19 protein-coding genes are annotated in these 19,120 nt (G+C 72.0%); 10 read left to right on the top strand and 9 right to left on the bottom strand.

The window, feature by feature from the left end:
- Window positions 1-43 precede the first annotated feature (43 nt).
- Window positions 44-166 (bottom strand): hypothetical protein, encoded by a 123-nt coding sequence (locus tag MTP10_RS25155; protein ID WP_310712106.1) that lies wholly within the window; start codon window positions 164-166, stop codon window positions 44-46.
- Between the two features lie 43 nt (window positions 167-209).
- A complete protein-coding gene (locus MTP10_RS25150; RefSeq protein ID WP_310712105.1) occupies window positions 210-1,034 on the bottom strand; it encodes an oxidoreductase in 825 nt (274 codons plus the stop codon).
- Window positions 1,035-1,133: 99 nt separating this feature from the next.
- On the opposite strand from MTP10_RS25150, the gene MTP10_RS25145 reads away from it, so the two are divergent.
- The 5 genes from MTP10_RS25145 to MTP10_RS25125 all read left to right on the top strand — a co-directional run bounded on the left by MTP10_RS25145 (window position 1,134) and on the right by MTP10_RS25125 (window position 7,147).
- Window positions 1,134-2,033 (top strand): LysR family transcriptional regulator, encoded by a 900-nt coding sequence (locus MTP10_RS25145; RefSeq protein WP_310712104.1) that lies wholly within the window; start codon window positions 1,134-1,136, stop codon window positions 2,031-2,033.
- Between the two features lie 138 nt (window positions 2,034-2,171).
- Window positions 2,172-3,302 (top strand): sialidase family protein, encoded by a 1,131-nt coding sequence (locus MTP10_RS25140; protein WP_310712103.1) that lies wholly within the window; start codon window positions 2,172-2,174, stop codon window positions 3,300-3,302.
- Between the two features lie 37 nt (window positions 3,303-3,339).
- Window positions 3,340-4,473, top strand: coding sequence for an L-talarate/galactarate dehydratase (locus tag MTP10_RS25135; protein WP_310712102.1), 1,134 nt, complete (start codon window positions 3,340-3,342; stop codon window positions 4,471-4,473).
- Between the two features lie 4 nt (window positions 4,474-4,477).
- Window positions 4,478-5,167 (top strand): FadR/GntR family transcriptional regulator, encoded by a 690-nt coding sequence (locus MTP10_RS25130; protein ID WP_310712101.1) that lies wholly within the window; start codon window positions 4,478-4,480, stop codon window positions 5,165-5,167.
- A gap of 171 nt (window positions 5,168-5,338) precedes the next feature.
- The gene (locus tag MTP10_RS25125; RefSeq protein ID WP_310712100.1) at window positions 5,339-7,147 is read left to right on the top strand and encodes a hypothetical protein; all 1,809 of its coding nucleotides are present in this window, start codon (window positions 5,339-5,341) and stop codon (window positions 7,145-7,147) included.
- A gap of 63 nt (window positions 7,148-7,210) precedes the next feature.
- On the opposite strand, the gene MTP10_RS25120 is transcribed toward MTP10_RS25125, so the two are convergent.
- Window positions 7,211-10,090, bottom strand: coding sequence for an AAA family ATPase (locus tag MTP10_RS25120; RefSeq protein WP_310712099.1), 2,880 nt, complete (start codon window positions 10,088-10,090; stop codon window positions 7,211-7,213).
- A 118-nt stretch (window positions 10,091-10,208) separates the two neighbouring features.
- Entirely contained in the window at window positions 10,209-10,583 is a 375-nt protein-coding gene (locus tag MTP10_RS25115) for a VOC family protein (protein ID WP_310712098.1), read from the bottom strand.
- Window positions 10,584-10,677: 94 nt separating this feature from the next.
- Here MTP10_RS25115 and MTP10_RS25110 point away from each other — a divergent pair, with 94 nt between their 5' ends.
- Complete coding sequence (locus tag MTP10_RS25110) at window positions 10,678-11,667, top strand: YafY family protein (RefSeq protein ID WP_310712097.1); 990 nt, start codon at window positions 10,678-10,680, stop codon at window positions 11,665-11,667.
- Between the two features lie 608 nt (window positions 11,668-12,275).
- On the opposite strand, the gene MTP10_RS25105 is transcribed toward MTP10_RS25110, so the two are convergent.
- The 3 genes from MTP10_RS25105 to MTP10_RS25095 all read right to left on the bottom strand — a co-directional run bounded on the left by MTP10_RS25105 (window position 12,276) and on the right by MTP10_RS25095 (window position 13,932).
- Window positions 12,276-13,061 (bottom strand): DUF6461 domain-containing protein, encoded by a 786-nt coding sequence (locus MTP10_RS25105; RefSeq protein WP_310712096.1) that lies wholly within the window; start codon window positions 13,059-13,061, stop codon window positions 12,276-12,278.
- A complete protein-coding gene (locus MTP10_RS25100) occupies window positions 12,955-13,590 on the bottom strand; it encodes a hypothetical protein (protein ID WP_310712095.1) in 636 nt (211 codons plus the stop codon). Before MTP10_RS25100 ends, MTP10_RS25105 begins: the two co-directional genes overlap by 107 nt.
- 126 nt (window positions 13,591-13,716) lie before the next feature.
- Window positions 13,717-13,932, bottom strand: coding sequence for a hypothetical protein (locus tag MTP10_RS25095; RefSeq protein WP_310712094.1), 216 nt, complete (start codon window positions 13,930-13,932; stop codon window positions 13,717-13,719).
- Window positions 13,933-14,131: 199 nt separating this feature from the next.
- Here MTP10_RS25095 and MTP10_RS25090 point away from each other — a divergent pair, with 199 nt between their 5' ends.
- From MTP10_RS25090 to MTP10_RS25080, 3 genes are read left to right on the top strand one after another with little or no spacing between them, the layout of a single operon-like run.
- Entirely contained in the window at window positions 14,132-14,755 is a 624-nt protein-coding gene (locus tag MTP10_RS25090) for a TetR/AcrR family transcriptional regulator (protein WP_310712093.1), read from the top strand.
- Between the two features lie 22 nt (window positions 14,756-14,777).
- Window positions 14,778-14,978: a ferredoxin gene (locus tag MTP10_RS25085; RefSeq protein ID WP_310712092.1), complete on the top strand. Its 201-nt coding sequence runs from the start codon at window positions 14,778-14,780 to the stop codon at window positions 14,976-14,978.
- A gap of 1 nt (window position 14,979) precedes the next feature.
- Window positions 14,980-16,254, top strand: a complete 1,275-nt coding sequence (locus MTP10_RS25080) for a cytochrome P450 (protein ID WP_310712090.1) — start codon at window positions 14,980-14,982, stop codon at window positions 16,252-16,254.
- A gap of 51 nt (window positions 16,255-16,305) precedes the next feature.
- Here the strand turns inward: MTP10_RS25080 and MTP10_RS25075 are convergent, their stop codons facing one another.
- Window positions 16,306-17,082, bottom strand: a complete 777-nt coding sequence (locus MTP10_RS25075) for an SDR family oxidoreductase (protein WP_310712133.1) — start codon at window positions 17,080-17,082, stop codon at window positions 16,306-16,308.
- Window positions 17,083-17,298: 216 nt separating this feature from the next.
- Between MTP10_RS25075 and MTP10_RS25070 the strand changes: the two genes are divergently transcribed.
- Window positions 17,299-17,943: a TMEM175 family protein gene (locus MTP10_RS25070; RefSeq protein ID WP_310712088.1), complete on the top strand. Its 645-nt coding sequence runs from the start codon at window positions 17,299-17,301 to the stop codon at window positions 17,941-17,943.
- 9 nt (window positions 17,944-17,952) lie between these two features.
- Here the strand turns inward: MTP10_RS25070 and MTP10_RS25065 are convergent, their stop codons facing one another.
- Complete coding sequence (locus MTP10_RS25065) at window positions 17,953-19,113, bottom strand: sn-glycerol-3-phosphate ABC transporter ATP-binding protein UgpC (RefSeq protein ID WP_310712087.1); 1,161 nt, start codon at window positions 19,111-19,113, stop codon at window positions 17,953-17,955.
- Between the last annotated feature and the right edge of the window lie 7 nt (window positions 19,114-19,120).

The following is a 19,120-nucleotide window of genomic DNA, read 5'->3' as shown; positions in this document are numbered from 1 at the left end:
GTCGACCGGCCGGGTCCCTCGTGGGCCCCAAGAGTTGGTGACGCTACCGCCGCCGGGGGCCGGGCTCGTAGAGGTCGCTGAGCGGGGCCAGCCGCGCGGCGGGCACGTCGAGCCGGGTGAGCAACTGCGCCCATGCCATGAGCAGCACCAGCCCCTCATCGGTCATGGAGGCAGGCTGCCCTCAGGCGGCGATCATGGTCACCCGGTCCTCAGCCGAGACGGGTGTCGCGGGCGACCTTCTCCCAGGCGGTGATCTCCGCGCGGACGGCGTCGAGGTGGCCGACGATCGCGTCCACGGCGTCGTCTCCGAGAGGCAGCCGCAACGGGGTGTCCTCGGCCTCCAGGGCGGTGATGATGGCCGCCGCGGCCTTGGCCGGGTCGCCCGGCTGCGTGCCGTCGCCGGTCTCGGCCATCCGCCGCGTCGGACCGACCGTGTCGTCGTAGTCGGCGATCGGGTCGCTGGCCGTGATGTTGGCGAACAGGGAGGTGCGGAAGGCGCCGGGCTCCACGATCAGCACCTTGATTCCCAGCGGGCGGACCTCGGCCGCGAGCGCCTCCGACATGCCCTCCAACGCGAACTTCGTGGCGCTGTAGGCGGCGAAGCCCGCGAAGGACATCTGCCCGCCCATGCTGCTGAGCTGCACGATCGCGCCGGAGCGGCGGCGGCGCATGTGCGGCAGCACCGCCCGCGCCAGCGCGGCGGGGCCGAACACGTGCAGGTCGAACAGCGCGCGCAGCTCGGCGTCCGTGGTCTCCTCGGCGGCGCCGACGTGGCTGCGGCCCGCGTTGTTGACCAGCACGTCGATCCGCCCGTGGCGCTCCGCCACCTGCCGCACCGTGGCCTCGACACCGGCGGCGTCGGTGACGTCCAGCGGCAGCGTCTCCACCTGGTCGGGGTGCGCCGCCACCAGGTCGTCCAGGGTCGCCACCCGGCGGGCGGTGGCCACGACCACGTCGCCGGCGGCGACGGCCGCCTCGGTGATCGCCCGGCCGAAGCCGCTGTTCGCGCCGGTGACCAGCCAGACCTTGTTCATCAGGGTTCCTCTCACAGGGAGTGCTCCGTACGTGATCCACCCTGCCGGGGGGCCGGGGTCCGCGTCCAAGAGCAAGCGTGATAACTGATGGTTATGGACGTGCACGGGCGGGATCTGCGGTACTTCATGACGGCGGCCGAGGAGTTGCACTTCACGCGCGCGGCCGAGCGGCTGTTCGTCTCACAGCCGGCGCTGAGCAAGCAGATCAGGATGCTGGAGCGGCAGCTCGGCGCGCCGCTGTTCGAACGCGCCGCCCAGGGCGTGCGGCTCACCCCGGTGGGCGCGGCGCTGCTGCCGCACGCCCGGCGGGTCCTCGCCGAGTGGGACGCCGCCTGGGAGACCGTGGCCCGGGTCAGCGGCGAGCAGCGCGCCACCCTGGTCGTGGGCATGAGCACCAGCCCGGGGCGGGGCGGCATGCTGCCGGCGATCAGGTCCCGCTTCACCGCCCTGCACCCCCAGGCCACGGTCAGGCTGCGGCAGGTCGGCTGGGAGGACTCCACCGCCGGGCTGGCGGACGGCTCGGCCGACGTGGCGTTCGTCTGGCTGCCGATCCCGGACGCTGAGAGGTACACCTGGACGGTGGTGGCCGAGGAGCCGCGGGTGGTGGCCATGCCCGAGACCCACCGGCTGGCCGGGCACGAGGTCGTCGACTTCGCCGAGCTGCTGGACGAGCCGTTCCTGGCCCTGCCGGAGACGGCCGGCCCGCTGCGTGACTACTGGCTGGCCACGGAGGCCCGCGACGGCAGGCCCGTGCGCGTCGGCGCGGAGATCGCCGGAACGGCCGAGACCTACGAGGCGCTGGTGGACGGCCGGGGCGTCTGCCTGCTGGCCAGCGGCAACGCGTCCCTCCTGACGCTGGGCGGCGTGGTGACGCGCCCGGTGCGCGGCATCTCGCCGTCCCGGCTGGCGCTGGCCTGGCGCGCCGGCGACCGCCGCCCGCTGGTCGTGGACTACGTGCGCGCCTGCCGCCAGGCCACGCCCGTACGGCCCGCCGGGTAGGGGCCCGGGAGTCCCTTCCCCGGGGTGTTCACGCGCGCGTCCCCCCGCGTCCACCCGGCGGCCTCGCCCGGCGGCGATCATGCTGCGTCCACGCAGCCGACACCGCCTGCGTCAGCAGCCACCCGTGAGAGGACGCCCATGGACGCCCACCCCGCCTCCGTGCCGCACCGCGCCGGCACCTCCACCTCCGTGCCGTACCGGGCCGGCACCGAGGGCTACCACACCTTCCGCATCCCCGCCGTCGTGGTCACCGCCGCGGGCACCGTCCTGGCCTTCGCCGAGGGGCGGCGCGACGCCGCCGGGGACGCCGGCCGTATCGACCTGGTCCTGAAGCGCTCCGCGGACGGCGGCGCGACGTGGGGCCCGCTCCAGGTGGTGGCGCGCGAGCCGCGCGGCGGGACCGCCGGCAACCCCGCCCCGGTCGTCACCCGCGACGGCCGCGTCGTGCTCCTCCACGTGCGCAACGCCGCCGACGCCACGGAGGACAAGATCCGGCGCGGCCAGGTCCCGGCCGCGAACGGCCGGCGTGTGTACGTCCAGACGAGCGACGACGACGGGGCCACGTGGTCGGAGGCCCGCGAAATCACCGCCGGCGTCAAGCGCCCCGAGTGGCGGTGGTACGCCACGGGCCCCGGACACGCCGTCGAGCTGCGGCACGGGCCGCACGCGGGCCGGATCGCGGTGCCCGGCAACCACTCGCTCCCGCCCACAGGCGCCGACAACGGCACCGAGGGCAGGTACAACGGCGGGCACGCCCTGCTCAGCGACGACGGCGGCGCCACCTGGCGCATCGGCTACACCGACGACAACCCCGACGGGTACGTCAACGTCAACGAGACCACGGCCGCCGAGCTGCCCGGCGGCCGCCTCTACCTCAACTGCCGCACCGACTCCGCCGCGCCGGGCGCCCGCGCCGACGCGTACTCGGCCGACGGCGGGCAGACGCTGGAGCTGCCGTTCCGCCCCCAGGCCGGCGTGGTGTGCCCGGTCGTGGAGTGCAGCGTCCTGGCCTGGGACGACCCGGGCGTGCTCCTCCTGTCCGGCCCCGCCGCCCCGGACGCGCGGGCTGTGATGACCGTGCGCGTGAGCGGCGACGACGGCGTCACCTGGCGTCCCGCGTACACGGTGTCGGGCCTGCCCGCCGCCTACTCGGACCTGGCGCGGGTGGACGCGGACACGGTCGGGCTGCTGTTCGAGACGGGCGGCTTCTCCGCGTACGAGACCATCACCTTCCTCCGCCTCCCCCTCGCCGAACTCGTGAGAACGTGAGTTGTCCGACAACATGGCGAGTCGTATGATGACTGGCATGATGTCTGCCTCCGACCGCATCACGTGGGTGCGGCTGTCCTCCGCCTACCTCCCCCTCGACACCCCCGTCAGCGACGCCAAGGTGCTCACCGGGCGGCAGCGGCCGATGACCGAGATCGCGTTCCTGTTCGCCGAGATCGGGACGGAGAGCGGCCACGAGGGCGTCGGGTTCGGCTACTCCAAGCGCGCCGGCGGCCCCGGGCAGTACGCCCACGCCCGCGAGATCGCCCCCGAGCTGCTCGGCGAGGACCCCAGCGACATCGCCCGCCTGTGGGACAAACTGGTCTGGGCCGGTGCGTCCGTCGGGCGCAGCGGCCTGGCCACGCAGGCCATCGCCGCCATCGACGTGGCGCTGTGGGACCTCAAGGCCAAGCGCGCCGGCCTCCCCCTGGCCAAGCTCATCGGCGCCCACCGCGACTCCGTCCGCTGCTACAACACCTCGGGCGGTTTCCTGCACGCCCCGGTCGAGCAGGTCCTGGACAACGCCACCGCCGCCCTGGAGCGCGGCATCGGCGGCATCAAGATCAAGGTCGGTCACCCCGACTCGCGGGTGGACCTGGCCCGCGTCACCGCGGTCCGCGAGCACCTCGGCGACGCCGTCCCCCTCATGGTGGACGCCAACCAGCAGTGGGACCGCCCCACCGCCCAGCGGCTCGGCCGGGCGCTGGAGCCGTACGGGCTGGTGTGGATCGAGGAGCCGCTCGACGCCTACGACAGCGCCGGCCACGCGGCGCTCGCCGCCTCCCTCGACACGCCGATCGCGACGGGCGAGATGCTGACCAGCGTCGCCGAGCACGCCGAGCTCATCCGCGCGGGCGCCGCCGACGTCATCCAGCCCGACGCGCCCCGCATCGGCGGCATCACCCCGTTCCTGCGCCTGGCCGCCCTCGCCGAGCACCAGCGGCTGCAGCTCGCGCCGCACTTCGCCATGGAGATCCACGTGCACCTCGCCGCGGCGTACGCGCTGGAGCCGTGGGTGGAGCACTTCGAGTGGCTGGAGCCGCTGTTCGAGGAGCGCCTGGAGATCCGCGACGGCCGCATGCTGGTGCCCTCGCGGCCCGGCCTCGGCGTCACCCTGAGCGAGCAGGCCCGCAAGTGGACCGCCGACCAGTGCGAGTTCGGCGGCCGGTAACCCGATGACCAACCGCACGCAGCGCCTCGTCGACACCCTGACGGCCCGCATCAGGGAGGGCGTGGTCCGGCCCGGCGAGCGCCTGCCGACCGAGAGCAGCCTGGTCGAGACGTACGGCGTGAGCAGGACCGTCGTGCGCGAGGCCATCTCCCGGCTGCAGGCGGCCGGGCTGGTCGAGACGCACCACGGCCGGGGCAGCTTCGTCCTCGCCCGTCCCTCCACGAACCGCTTCCCGACCGGCCCCGGCGGGGAGGCGACGCTGGAGGACGTGGCGGGGCTGCTGGAGTTCCGGACCGCGTTCGAGGGGGGGGCGGCCGCCCCGGCCGCCCGCCGCCGCACGGACGCACAGCTCGCGGACCTGCGCGAGGCCCTGAACGCGTTCGCCGGGGCGGCGGACCACCCGAGCACGGCGGTCAACGCCGACTACCGCTTCCACCTGCGCATCGCCCTGGCGACGGGCAACCATCACTTCGCCGACCTGGTCTCGTCGCTCGGCCCGTCCATGATCGTCGTTCCCCGGGACCGCCTCGACCCGGGCGGCCGCTTCGCCGGGATCGTGGCGGAGCACGAGAACATCTACGGGGCGATCGCCCGGCAGGACGCGGACGCGGCGCGGGCGGCGGCCCGCGTCCACCTCTCCAACAGCCACACCCGCCTCCTCCAGGACCGACCGGCCCCTGACACCGGCGGCTGACCCCGCGCACGAGCTCCTGGCCGGCGAGGACGCCGAGCTCCGTCGGACCCATCGGCAGATGTCGGGGTGGTCGGGTGGACGACACCTGATGTTAGCGATCCCACCGGCGGCGGATGATGCGGGCAGCACATGCGCGCCCCCTTTCCATCGCAGCAACAGGAAGGCTCGTCCATGCGACTTCCCCGCCGGTTCCGGAGATGGCGCACCCTCGGGCGGCTGGCCCTGATCGGGCTCGTGACCGCCCTCTCCGCGGCCGTGCTGGTCAGCGCTCCGGCAAGCGCCGGGCCGCCGGTCCCCGTGCCGACCACGCCCCCGACCAGACCGACGTTCAAGCCGGTCCCCCCGACGCTCTCCCCGCCCACCGTGCAGCCGACGCCGCCACCGACGCCCCCTCCGACGACGCTGGAGGCGTACACGATCGCCGGGGTCGGCGACAGTTACACGGGTGGCGAGGGCGCGAGCAGGAACAGCATCTACTGGAAGGCGAAGCCGGACGGCCTCGACGACTGGCGGCACATATCCGGCCTGGCGCCCCTTCACGCGGCATGGGCCTTCCTGGAATCGGGCCGCTATCCCGTCGGGACGTACACGCTCGACCCCACCCAGATACGCACCACGTGGGGCGGCGACACGTTCGTCTTCAACGCCTCGTCGGGAGCCAAGACCAAGCACCTCACCCAGCCGCAGTACGAGAACGACGACAAACCCGACCCGGCGCAGCTACGGAACGCGCCCCAGCTCCAGGGCATCCCGGCGGACACCAAGATCGTCTACTTCGGGCTCGGCGGCAACGACGCCGGCTTCGGTTCGCTGCTGGAGACCGCGGTGAAGGTGTACTACAAAGACGGGATCCTGAGGCCGTCGAGCTGGGTGCACAACCAGATGACCGCCGTCCGGCTGGAGGTGGGCCGGCTGCTGAAGCGGATGCCGCAGGTCTCGGCGAATGTCGAACAGGGCCTGGTGGAGACGCATAACGTGGCGCAGCAGGCGGATCTCGTCGTGGCTCTCTACCCGCTGGCCATCAAGCAGTCCGGCAACGGCGACATCAAGCAGATCGCCGGGCCGACCCTGGACCTGATGTATCCGTTCGCCACCGAGGTGAACAAGGCCATCAAGGACGCGGTCGATCGGTTCCGCGCCAGGTACCCGAGCGTCAACGTCCATGTGTTCGACCCGAACACGGCGGGACCGAACGGCAGCAGCGTGGTGGCCGGCCACGAGCTCGGCCAGGTGGAGCCGTACTTCACCGGGCTGAGGCCCCGCTACCGGCTGCTGGGGCAGTTCAAGCTCTTCAAGATCAACCAGGAGAGCTTCCACCCCAACGAGGTGGGGGCCGTCGCGATCGGCAGGGCGCTGGCCACCTGGATGGCCCACGAGTTCCCGGCGCTCTTCCCGAACGGGCCCGACTTCTCACGTGTCAACGTCGACGCGCAGGCCTCCGCCGACGACCCGGTCGCCGACCAGGCGCTGGAGGAATGGGTGAGTGCCCACCCCGAGGAGGCGTGCGACGGGAGCGACATCGACAGCATCTGCCACTTCATCGGCCCCGACGGTGAGGTGACGGTCCCGACCGAGGTGCTGGACAATCCGATCCCCCTGCTGCCGATGCCGGGAGCTCCCGTGGTCGGCGGCGGCGGGAGCGGTTCCGGCGGTGGCGGCGGGCCGGCGCCCTCGACCTGGATTCCCGCCACCTACAGCAGCGCGCCGTCCATCCCCGTAGGCGGCCCGATCGACAACACCCCCACGGGGGATCCCTGCGAGATCAAGGTCAAGGACCCGGGCGAGCCGGGCCTGCAGGTCTCGACGTCCACGCTGAGCGGTGGGGGGCTGCAGAAACCGATCGACCTCGTCTGGGTCACCTTCAACCCCAGGACCGTCAGGCAGGACCCGTGCCAGAAGGGGGAGAAGGTCGACCCGGACAAGATCCGGGACGCGGCGGAACAGTGGTTGAACACCGGCACCCTCCCCGACGACTTCTGACCGGCCTCGGACGACACGGATGATCGGAGCCTCCGGGCGGCCGCCCGGAGGCTCAGGTCGTCGTCATCCGGCTGCCGGGATGTCGCCCTGGCCGGCCATGCGCCTGGCCAGCGCCACCCGGGACCGCACGTCGAACTTGCTGAAGATGCGTGCCACGTGCGTCTCGACCGTCTTCTGGCTGAGTTGGAGACGCTCGGCCACCTCCCGGTTGGTCAACCCCTGGCTGACGAGCTCCGCCACCTGGTGCTCGCGCGCGGTCAGCGCCGGCGGGCCGGCGGCTTTCCGCGCCGCGTGCCGGGGGCCGCGCGCGGCCAACCGCCGCTCCGCCCGGGCCAGCTGACCGGCGAGCCAGTCGGCACCCGACTCCCGGTAGGCAGCCTTGGCCCGGCCGATCTCGGCGCGGGACGACGCCACGTCTCCCATGCGGCCGTGGACGGTGGCGAGAAGCTGGTGGGCCAGGCCGCGCTCGCCGACGGCACCGCTCTCGGCGAACCGCTCGGCGGCGATCCGGGCAGCAGCCGCGGCTCCGGCCAGGTCGTCGTGGCCGCACAACGCGCGGGCGCGGGCGTCGTACGCGATCCCGGCGCGGTACGCGCCACCACCTTCGGCAGCGGCGACCGCGGCCGCCGACCGGCGGAGCGCGGCGCCGACGTCGCCCTCGGCCCCGGCCTGGAGCGACTGCACGGCCAGCCGCTCCACCTCGGTGTCACGGGTGAGAACCGAAGGCAGCGGCGGCGCGTGCCCCGGCTGCGCACGGCCGGCGGCCAGGCCGACCCGGGCCGCGGAGAGATGCGCCATCGCCTGCCACCAGGCCGAACCTGGAGCCGCCTCGGCGAGCCGGCCGGCGAGCTTCATGGCGGGACCTGTGCCGTGCCGCCACAGCACCGGTAACAGCATGACGCAGCGGGCCATCGCCAGGGTCTCACTGCTCTGGATGTACTCCGACGCCGTGGCGGCGTGGTTCGCGGTCTCGATGGCCTCCGCCAGCCGGCCGACCCGCGCCTGCTGGTGGGCCTGGGCGATGAGCAGGTAGGGCATCGCGTAGCTGCCGCCGGACATCGTCGCGAGGTCCACCCCACGGGCGAGGTGGCGCTCGGCGTCGCCGGGCCGCTGCAGCAGGGTCTCGGCCCACGAGAGCGGCGCGACGAGCTCCACGTGCGACACCAGGGCGTTGTCCGACGCGCTGTCCATCAGCCAGCCGGCTCGCCCGCTGTGCGCCCGGCCCGCGGAGATGTCACCGTCCTGCAGGCACGCCAGGGCCAGCACCGCGTACGTCGCGGCGCTGAGGACCGGATCGGCGGTCTCGGACAGGAGCGCGACGGCTTCGCGCGCGTGCCGGCGGGCCTCACCCGGGTCCGCCCGAAGCACCGCCACGCAGGCTCGCTCCAGCAGGAGCTGGGCGCGTAGCCGCGGGTCGTGCCCGGCCCGTCCGGTGTGCGCGCTCAGCAGGGCGCGGGCCTCGTCCAGCCGGCCGAGCAGCCGGGAGATCACGGAGGAGAAGGCCACCGCCGCCGCGGCCACCTCGTGCGGCAGGTGGATGACCTCGTGCAGGATGCGCCGGCTCTCGGTGAGCGAGCCCATCACGCCGGTCCCCTTCGCCAGGCAGGTGAGCAGGTGGCCGCGGTACGGCACGAGGTCGTCGCGTTCCGGCAGCACCCGCAGGGCGTCGCGGAGCAGCCGCACGGCGGTCGCCGGCGCGGAGTCCAGGTAGGCGATGCCGGCCTCTGCCAGCGTCCGGGCGGCCTGCTCGTCGCCGTGCTCGGCGTACCGCTCGGTGTGGTGGGCGAGCAGCGCCAGCGATCCGTCGTTGCCGCGCAGGTAGCCGGCGGCCCGCGCGTGCGCCGCGACGCGCCAGCCCGGGCCACAGGTGTCGTACGCGACGCCGCGTACCAGCGGATGGTGGAAGGCGAACCGCGCGCCCGCCAGCGTGCCGAGCCCCTGCCGGCACAGCTCGTCCACGGCGGCGGCAGCGGTCGCGGCGTCGAGCTCGGCGACGTGGGCGATCACGACCGGCGAGGCCAGCTCTCCGGCGACCGCCGCCGCGTGAGCCGCCCGGCGGGCCGCCGGCGTGAGCCGGTCCAGCTCCCCGCGCAGCACCGCCAGCAGTTCCCGCTCCAGGGCGAGCGCCGCCCCGGGCCGGCCGTCGGCCAGCTCTGCCAGGGTGTGGTCGTCGGCGTCCAGCAACGCCCGCAGGAACAGCGGGTTGCCGCCGCTGACCCGGTGCATCAGCGTCCGCCGGCGCGGGCTCGTGTCGGACGGCATGAGCAGCGCGACCGCGTTCTCGTCGAGCGGGGCCAGGCTCAGCCGGGTGACGCGCCGATCCCGCCGGGCGACGGCCTCGGCCACCATCGGCGGGATCATGGACGACCGGCAGGCGACGGCCAGCAGGAATCCCGCGGCCGGCGGCCGGCGCAGGAGGAACTCGGTCAGCTCCAGCGACGGCCCGTCCGCCCAGTGCAGGTCGTCGAAGGCCAGCACCACACCACGGTCGGTGGCCAGATGGTTCAGGAGCGCTCGAATGCCTCGATAGGTGTGATAGCGATCCAACCGGCCGCGCTCGGTGTCGCTCGTCTCACCCGCCGACAGCAAGGTACGCAGCGCCGCCTCGGCGAGGACACCGGGTCCGGCGCCGCCCGGCTCGTCGTGCTCGTCGGACATCCGGGTGAAGGCGTCCACGTACATGCCGAACGGGACGAGCCGCTCGAACTCGGTGGCGCTGCCGTCGAGCACGGTCCGCCCGGCCGCGTGCGCCCGCTCGATCAGGTACGCGAGCAGCCGGGTCTTGCCTACGCCCGGATCACCGTCGATGAGGAGCAGCCGGCATTTCCCGGCCGCCGCACCGGCGACGGCCTCCTCGATCCGTGCCGTCTCGCCGGCTCGCGCGACCAGCTCGGACCACTGCTCCCGGACAGCTCCCGGCGGGGCCGACCTGTCATCGGTCATGGCATCCTCCGGTCCGTCCGGCGATCACGCCAGGACCCGTCGCACGGTCAGTGAAGGGTGCGAGACCGATGATCATATGGATCCGGGTCGATGTCCAGGGCCCTCTGCCGCGATGCCCTCAGGTGGTGACCGGGGTGAAGAAATTGACGAGGTTGCCGTCAGGGTCGCGGAACAGCAGCGACCGGTTGCCCCAGGGCATCGTGGTGGGCTCATTGACGAAGTCGGTGACGAAGCCGGCCAGGTTCTGGTGCACATGGTCCACGTCGTCCACCCGGAACTCGATGATCACGGTGTGGTTGTCGGCCGGGCGGGCGGAGCCAGGCGCGAAGAGCGGGACGGTGCGGGTGCCGGCGATAGCGAGGGTGGCGCTGGGTGTCCGGAGCTCGGCGAAGTCCTCGGTGGACCAGGCCGCCCGCAGCCCGGTGGCCCTCTCGTAGAACTCGACGAGGCGCGCGACGTCGCCGGTGATGATGCGGATCGAGACGAAGTCCATGGGTGTTCTCCTTGGGTCCGAGAAGCGGTGGTACGGCACACGTTAGAACAAATACTGGACAGAATCGGTCCAGTATTGTCGCTAGGCTTTGAGCATGTCCCGACCCGCCGGCCGTGTGCTCACCCTCCTGGAGCTGCTGCAGTCGGGCGGCGTCCGCACGATGGCCGAGCTCGCCGACCGGCTCGGCGTCGACGGCCGCACCGTACGGCGGTACGTCGACCATCTGATCGACCTCGACATACCCGTCGAGGCGGTGCGCGGTCGCCACGGGGGTTACCGCCTCGCCCCGGGTTACCGCTTGCCTCCGCTCATGCTCAGTGACGACGAGGCGCTCGCCGTGCTGTTCGGCCTGATCGCCGGCCGCCGGACGGGATTGACGACCGCGGCCGACACGGCGAGTGAGACGGCCGCGGCCAAGATCCGGCGGGTGCTGCCCGAGCGCCTCGCCCGCCGGCTCGACACGGTCCTCGAATCCCTCGCCTTCACCGAACCGCCCGGCGAGTTCACCACCCCGGATGCCGGGGTCCTGCTCACCATCGCCGACTCGGTACACCACCGCCGGCCGGTCTCGATCAGGTACACCGACCGCGACGACCGGCGCCGCGACCGCACGCTGCACCCGTACGGGATCGTCACGCACTCGGGCCGGTGGTACGTCATCGGCACCGATCCCGAGATCGGCGAAGACCGGACCTTCCGGCTCGATCGCGTCGCGCATGCCAGGACCCTGCCCGGATCGTTCGAGGCGCCCGCCGGACCGGACCCGGCGCAGCGCGTCCTGTCCGGGTTCGCCACCGCGGCGTACCGGCACGAGGTGACCTTGCGGATCCACGGGACGGTCGCGCAGATTCGCGCCCGGCTTCCCGGCAGCGTGGCGACCATAACGGAGCCCGCCTCCGCGGCAGGCTCGGATCCGGCGACCGAGCGCTGGCTGCACGTCGAGCTACGGGTGGAGCGGCTCGACTGGCTGCCTGCGCTCCTCGCCTCCCTCGACCGGCCGTTCGTCATCGAGCGCCCTGACGAACTGCGCGACCTCGTCATCGCGCTCGCCGACCGCCTGGCGTCCAGCGCCCGCCAAGCCTGATCGGCGAGCCGGGCCGCCGGTTGCTGGTCAGCCCTTGAGTCCAGACGGACAGTGATGTCTGGACCCAGCGAAGATGACAGCAGGACCTGCTCCCCACCTGGACACTGTCACTTCGATATGCGTCGAATTACGGATGCTCGCGTCATCAGAGTCGGCAGTACCAAGCCGGAGATCAAGTTCATTTGAGTGGTGGCCCAGGGTTGTCGGCGGAACCTTCAGGCAGTCGGGCGCCGTGCGCTTGCAGCCGGGAGAGAATCAGTTCTCGGATTCGCGCTCTTGGGCGGCGGCTTCGTGACGCCCGGTGCGATCGGCGGCTGCGGCCCAGCGTTCGAGGACGTCGATGGTGAGAAGCCATGGGGCGATCGTCCGGTGGCGGCCATGCACCGGAAACGCCGGGTGTCCAGTGGGCGATCTGATCCCAACCTGCTCTGCGGATGCTGCGCGCGAGGTCGGCCCGCTGGCGGTTGCCGTTCACTGTCTCGACGCTGGCGTCGTTGTCCATAAATGCGTCGACGAGCCCCAATGGCGGAGCGGCATCGTGATGATCAGGCCGACACTCATGCCGGCATGGTGCTGCGATCATGAAGGGTGGTCAAGGCAGATCAAGATCAGGCATCGGGCACTGCCGCACCCAGGACGGGGCGGCGAAGGTGCTGTGGAGTGATCGTGACCTCTGTGATGCGGCCGGCGAGTGCCAGGGCCGCCGGGACGGGGTTGTCGATGCTGTCGTCGGCGGCCGGATCGATGCCCAGCTCACGGAGGTGACGATTGAGCCGGTCGGGATCCGCGCCTTGCCTGTCGATGGGAAACCCCGGGTTGATGTCGGTGATGATCTGGCCGTCGACGGCGTAGGCGACGTGGTGCTGGGCGTAGTCATGCCGGTGCACCGCCACGGCCTCTCCGCCGTCGCGCGACAGGACGCCCAAACCCTCCGGTTGCAGGCCGCGCCAGCCGCGGTCCTCGATCGCGACCGTCCAGTCCCCGATTCGCCTCACGGTGATGATCTCCGGCCCTTCCGGCTGGGAGTGGTCCTCGTCCATGATGAGCCGGATGTCCTCGTCCGCGGCCCCGAGCCGGCGCAGCATCTCGTGCTCGTCGAGCCCACGAACGAAGACGATCGTGTAGATGTCCCCGAGTGGGCTGTTCTCCTGCCACTCGTAATCCTCCGGCGACGCGCCGGGGGTTCTCGCGATGGCGCGGACCATCTCGAACGTGCTCGCCTGCTCGAGGATCTCGGGGTGGGCGGCGAAGAAGGCCTCGGTGATTTCTGGAGCTATCCGGCCACGCTCACCGACCAGGTAGCCGTTCGCTCTCGCCCAGTCCCGAATCTGAGTGCGGCCGAGCTTGGGCGCCCGGTAAGTGACGCGAAGGGGGGTGAAGTCGGCATCGGTCATGGTCAGAAACTACCGAAGCCGGGACGTCAGCCCGCACTTCACCAATAGGAGAGTGCCGCGCTTGTGCATTTGACCTTCGTGGGATGGATTCAGGCTGTGGCCAGATCTGGAGCAGATAGCGATCTTCCGCTTCCGACTCCTCGTCCATGTTCACCGCGTGATAGCGCAGCCGATACCACCCCGGCCCCGAAGGCAACTCGGGCAGCTCGTGGACGCGTTCGCCTCCCCACTCGCACAGCGAGAGCCGCCCGGCCTCGGACCGGAAGCTGATCTCCACAATGTCCTCATACTCGTTGGTGTTCGCTCCCGGGTCGTGGTCAGCCACGGTCGCCGAAAAGCCGAGGGTGCCCGTGTGCGTACCCGTGAGCAAGAGAGCGGCGCCGTCCTCCACACGGATGATTCCGACGGGATGATCGGGATGATCGTCGGCAAAGGTGGCGTAGCCCGGGTTGCCGTCGGTGTCATCAATGAGATATGCCTGCCCATAGGAAACCCAGAGGTCGAACGAGACGGCGCGAGTAGTGGTCATGGTCGGCAAGAGTATGATCATGTACTGACACTTCCGGCCGATCCGAGCTCGGGTGTCGCGGTGTGGCCGTGCTCGCCTTCGTTCAAGAGTTCTGGCTCGGCCATCGGTTCATGCGCCGAGGTGCGCTCACCTGAGCAGCGGCAGGCTGGGTAAGGCGGTCTCCCAGGGACGTAAGCCTTCGCCGGCCACAAGCAGTGCCACCTCGGGCAGGTCCGGGTCTTCAACGGTTTCGGCCGGGTGCAGGTGGTGGGGCGCGCCGGGTTCCCGGAGAGCGAGCGCTTTGAGCAGTGCCGGGTCGACGTGTCGGATCTTGAGGTGGTGGAGGACCCGGCTGGTGCTCACCAGACGGCCTGACACCTTCACCAGCGAAGATGAAGCAGATCGAGCCGGGTCGAAGTAGCCGCTCCTCGCTCCTCAAGCGCACATCCCCGACTCAGGCACAACTTCCGTGCCGCACTGCCAACTCGAAGGCGCCCAGACAAAGTGAGGAGATCTCAGTCCCGCTCTTGACGTGTTAAATGAACGATCTTTTAATTCGTTCATGGGGCGCATCGCCGGTGTCACCGCCGCCGAGACGCGGGAGCGGCTGCTGCGTGCCGCCGCCGACGTGTTCGGGCAGCGTGGGTACGACGGCACGCGCGTGGCCGACATCGCCGCCGCCGCGGGCGTCAGCAACGGCGCCCTCTACGCGCACTTCGGGTCGAAGGCCGAGCTGCTCGTCGCGGCGCTGCGCGCGCACGGGCGGCGGCTGCTGGCCGACCTGTTCGCGGCCGACCCCGACCGGTCCGCCACCGACCTGCTGCTGGTCATCGGCCGCTGGCTGCCCCGCCGCCGCGACCCGAGCGGGCACCTCATCGTGCAGGCGCTGGTCGCGGCCCGCCGGGACGAGGAGGTCGCCCGGCCCATGCGCGACTACGTCGGCGAGCGCGCCGACTGGGTCGCCACGCTCGTCCGCGCCGCCCAGCACGGCGGCGAGCTGGACCCCGCGCTGTCGCCGAACGCCCTGGCCCACTTCTGCCTCCTCCTGGCGATGGGCAGCTCGCTCGTCACTCCGGACCTGCACACGGTCGGCGACGAGGAGTGGGCCACGCTGCTCACCCGCGTCGTGACCGCCCTCGCCCCGTCCGAAGCGCCGTCCGAAGCGCCGTCCGACACCAACGAATGAACGAACAGAGGAGAGCGACGCGGTGAAAGTGCAGATCGACTCCGAGCGCTGCCAGGGGCACGGCCGCTGCTACACGCTCGCCCCCGGCATCTTCAAGGAAGACGACGAGGGCTACGGGCACGTCGCCGGCGACGGGGCCGTGCCGCCCGGCGAGGACCGCGCGGCCCGCCTGGCGGTGTCCAACTGTCCCGAACGCGCGATCGACCTGTTACAGGAGGCGTGAGATGACCGTCGACGACCGCTTCACCGAGGACTTCCGGGAGCCGCGCGGCGACGAGCCGCCCCCGGGCATCCGTACCGACCCGGTCATCGGCCCGGTTTCGGACTGGGCGACCGACTTCTCCCACATGGAGCCGGAGTGGGCGGCGGACCCGTACCCGATCCAGGACGACCTGCGGCAGCGCTGCCCGATCGCGCACACCGAGCGGTTCGGCGGCGGCTGGCTGCCGACGCGCTACGAGGACGTCGCCGCGATCGCCTACGACACCGAGCACTTCTCCTCGCGGGCGATCGTCATGAGCAACTTCCGGCCGCCCCCCGAGATCGCTCCGGTGGGCGGCGTGCCGCCGATCTCCTCCGACCCGCCGTTCCACCACGACGCCCGCAAGCTGCTGCTCCCCGCGTTCACCAAGACCGCGGTCTCGAAGCGGGAGGCGGCGACGCGGGCGTTATGCCACGAGCTCATCGACGCGCTGGAGGGGCGCGACGTCGTGGACGCCGCCCGCGACTACGCCCAGCACATCCCGGTACGGGTCATCGCCGACATGCTCGGTTTCCCGCCCGAGGACGGGCCGCGTTTCCGCGAGTTCATCGAGAACTCCCTCGAAGGCGTCAACCGGCCGCCCGATGAGCGCATCGAGCGGATGGACGAGCTGTTCGACTACCTGCTCCAGCAGATCCGCGAGCACGTCGCCCGTCCGCGCGACGACCTGACGACGTACCTCATCGAGGCGGAGCTGTACGGCCGCAAGCTCGAGCCGTCCCACGTGGCCGGGACGATGGCGCTCCTGCTCATCGCCGGCATCGACACCACCTGGAGCGCGATCGGCGCGTCGCTGTGGCACCTGGCCAGGACGCCGGCCGACCGGGAGCGGCTGGTCGCCGAGCCGGGTCTGCTGCCGACGGCGATGGAGGAGCTGCTGCGGGTCTACGCGCCGGTCACGATGGCGCGGCTGGTCAAGGACGACATGCGGTGGAACGGCGTCGACATGAAGGCCGACGACTGGGTGCTGCTGTCGTTCCCGGCGGCCAACCGTGACCCGGCGCAGTTCGACCGGGCCGGCGAGGTGGTCATCGACCGCGAGGTCAACCGGCACGTGGCGTTCGGCCTCGGCATCCACCGGTGCGTGGGCTCACACCTGGCGCGCATGGAGCTGCGGCTGGCGTTGGAGGTGTGGCTGGAGCGCGTCCCGGTGTTCGAGCTGGCGGACCCGGCGGCGGTGAGCTGGGCGGCGGGCCAGGTCCGCGGACCGCGGACGCTGCCGCTGCGCATCGGCTGATAGGCCGCGCACGACCCTGGACCGCCCGCGCCGGCGGGCGGTCCGGAGCCCTCAGTGGACGGACATGCCGCCGTCCACGAAGATCGACTGCCCGGTGACGTACGCGGAGCCGCGGCCGGCCAGGAACACCGCCGCGCCCGCGAAGTCCTCGGCCAGCCCGTTGCGGCCGACCATGGTGCGGGCCGCCAGCTCGGCCACCTTCTCGGGGTCGGACGACAGCCGTGCGTTGAGCGGCGTCATCACGAACCCGGGCACGAGCGTGTTGCAGGTGACGCCGTGAGCCGACCACGCCTCGGCCTGCGAGCGCGCCAGTGACTCCAGCCCGCCCTTGGAGACGCCGTACACGCCGCTCTGCACGAACGCGCGGTGCGCCTGCTGCGAGCTGACGTGGATGATCCGCCCGAAGCCGCGCTCCGCCATGCCGGGGCCGAACCGCCGGCCGAGGAGGTAGGGCGCTTCGAGGTTGACCGTCATCGTGATGTCCCAGACGTCGTCGGTCATCTCGTTCATCGGCGGGCGCAGGTTGATCCCGGCGCTGTTGACCAGGATGTCGGGCTCGCCGAACACCCCGGCCGCCTGCTCGGCCGCCGCCCGCACGCCGTCGCGGGTGCTGAGGTCCGCGCTGACCCAGGCGGCGCGGCAGCCGCCGGCGGTCAGCTCGTCCACCGTGGCGGCTAGCTCGGCCTGCCTGCGCGCCACGACCACGACGCGCGCGCCGGCGCGGGCCAGGGCCCCGGCGATCGCCCGGCCTATGCCGGAGCTCCCGCCGGTCACGATGGCGACCCTGTCGTCCAGGGAGAACAGCTCGGAGAGGTACGTCTGCGACATCACGCCCGCACTCTAGAGGACGGCCCGGAAGCGGCGAGAGACGGATCAGGCGGTGCGGACCTGGACGGCCACCGGGGCGGCGTACCCGTCGAGGTCGTCGTCGCGCACGGGCGGGTACGCCTCCTGTCGTTCTGCCATGGATTGGGGCCCGGTTGGCTCACCGTTGCACCGCGACGGCCCGGCCCGTCGTTACGCTCGGTGACCAGGGAGGGTGGCATGGGCGAGGGGGACGCGGTCGCGCCGGGGATGACGCACGAGCGGGTGGCGATGTTCGTGGACGCCGTGTTCGCGATCGCGATGACGCTGCTGGCCGTGGAGATCCCCCGCCCGCCCGCGAACGTGGCCGAGGGCGAAGGGTCGCGGCTGGCCCGCGCGGCCCGGCTGTGGGACTTCCTGGGCGACAACTGGAGCACGTGGCTGGCCTTCGTCATCGCCTTCCTCATCCTGTGGGGCGTCTGGCGGGAGCATCACCGCACCCTCGACATGGTCGTCCGGGTCTCGCCCCGGATCATGGCCAGGCACGTCCCGCTGCTCATCGTGGTCGTGCTGCTGCCGTACGCCACGGGGCTGATCGGCGAGTCGGCGGGCAACCCGCTGACCGTCTGCCTGTTCGCCGGCGCGGTGGCGGCGCTGCTGTTCGCGCAGGCGGCGCTGCTGCGGGCGATCCTGCGTGACCAGGTGCTGCGGCCGGACGCGGACGCGGCGGCGATGCGGGTGGAGGCCGCCACGCTCATGGTGGTGGGGGCGTTCTGGCTGCTCACCGCGGGGCTGACCTGGCTGGTGGACGGCGTGCCGCTGCTGTGGGTGCTCAGCCCGGTGGTGGGGAGCGTGTCGGGACGGCGCTTCGCGGCACGCGCGTGAGCGTCCGCGTCAGGCGCGCTCGGTGAGGTTCTCCCCCGTCTCGGGATGGAACAGGTGAACGGCCTGCGTGTCGTACCAGAGCCGCAGCGGCTCCCCCCGGCGGGCCCGTGACTTCGGGTCGAGCTGCGCCACGAGCTGGGTGCCCTCCGCCGCCTCCTCGCCGCCCGTGTCCGCCAGGTGCTCCGAGCGGACCGCGGCGGCGCCGAGCGTGAAGTAGGCGAGCTTCTCCGGCCCCATCGACTCCAGCAGGTCCACGGTCCCGGTGAACGTGCCGCCCCCGTCCGCGTCGTGGACCAGGGCCGCGTCCTCGAACGACTCCGGCCGGATGCCCGCGATGACCTCGCGCGGCACGTCCCGGCCCCGCGCGGCCTGGCCCAGCCGGCCGCGCAGCGGGATGTCCCCGATGGCCGTGCGCAGCGCGCCCTCCTCCAGCCGCGCCGGCAGGACGTTCATCGACGGCGAGCCGATGAACCCGGCCACGAACAGGTTGCGCGGGTGGTCGTAGAGCTCCTGCGGCGGCCCGATCTGCTGGATGAGCCCGGCGCGCATGATGACGATCCGGTCGCCGAGGGTCATGGCCTCCGTCTGGTCGTGGGTGACGTACACGGTGGTCGTGCCGAGGCTCTTCTGCAGCCGCGAGATGGACGTGCGCATCTGCACCCGCAGCTTGGCGTCCAGGTTGGAGAGCGGCTCGTCCATGAGGAACGCCTTGGGGTCGCGCACGATGGCCCGGCCCATCGCCACGCGCTGCCGCTGCCCGCCGGACAGGGCCGCGGGCTTGCGGTCCAGGTACGGGGCGAGGTCGAGCAGCCCGGCGGCCCGCTCCACCCGCTCCTGGATCGCCGCCCTGTCCATCTTGGCGAGCTTGAGCGGGAAGGCGATGTTCTCACGGACCGTCATGTGCGGGTAGAGCGCGTACGACTGGAAGACCATCGCGATGTCCCGGTCGCGCGGAGCCTTTTCGTTCATGCGGCGCCCGTCGATGCGCAGCTCGCCGTCGGTGATGTCCTCCAGGCCCGCGATCATGTTGAGGGTGGTGGACTTGCCGCAGCCCGACGGCCCGACGAGGATCACGAACTCGTGGTCGGCGATGCGGAGGTCGAAGTCGTCGACGGCCACGGTGCCGTCGGCGTACCTCTTGGTGATGTGGTCGAGCACGATCTCAGCCATGGCGTCG

This window comes from Nonomuraea sp. 3-1Str (genome assembly GCF_031570565.1).
Taxonomy (GTDB): domain Bacteria; phylum Actinomycetota; class Actinomycetes; order Streptosporangiales; family Streptosporangiaceae; genus Nonomuraea.
This window is presented reverse-complemented; position numbering and strand designations above follow the sequence as displayed.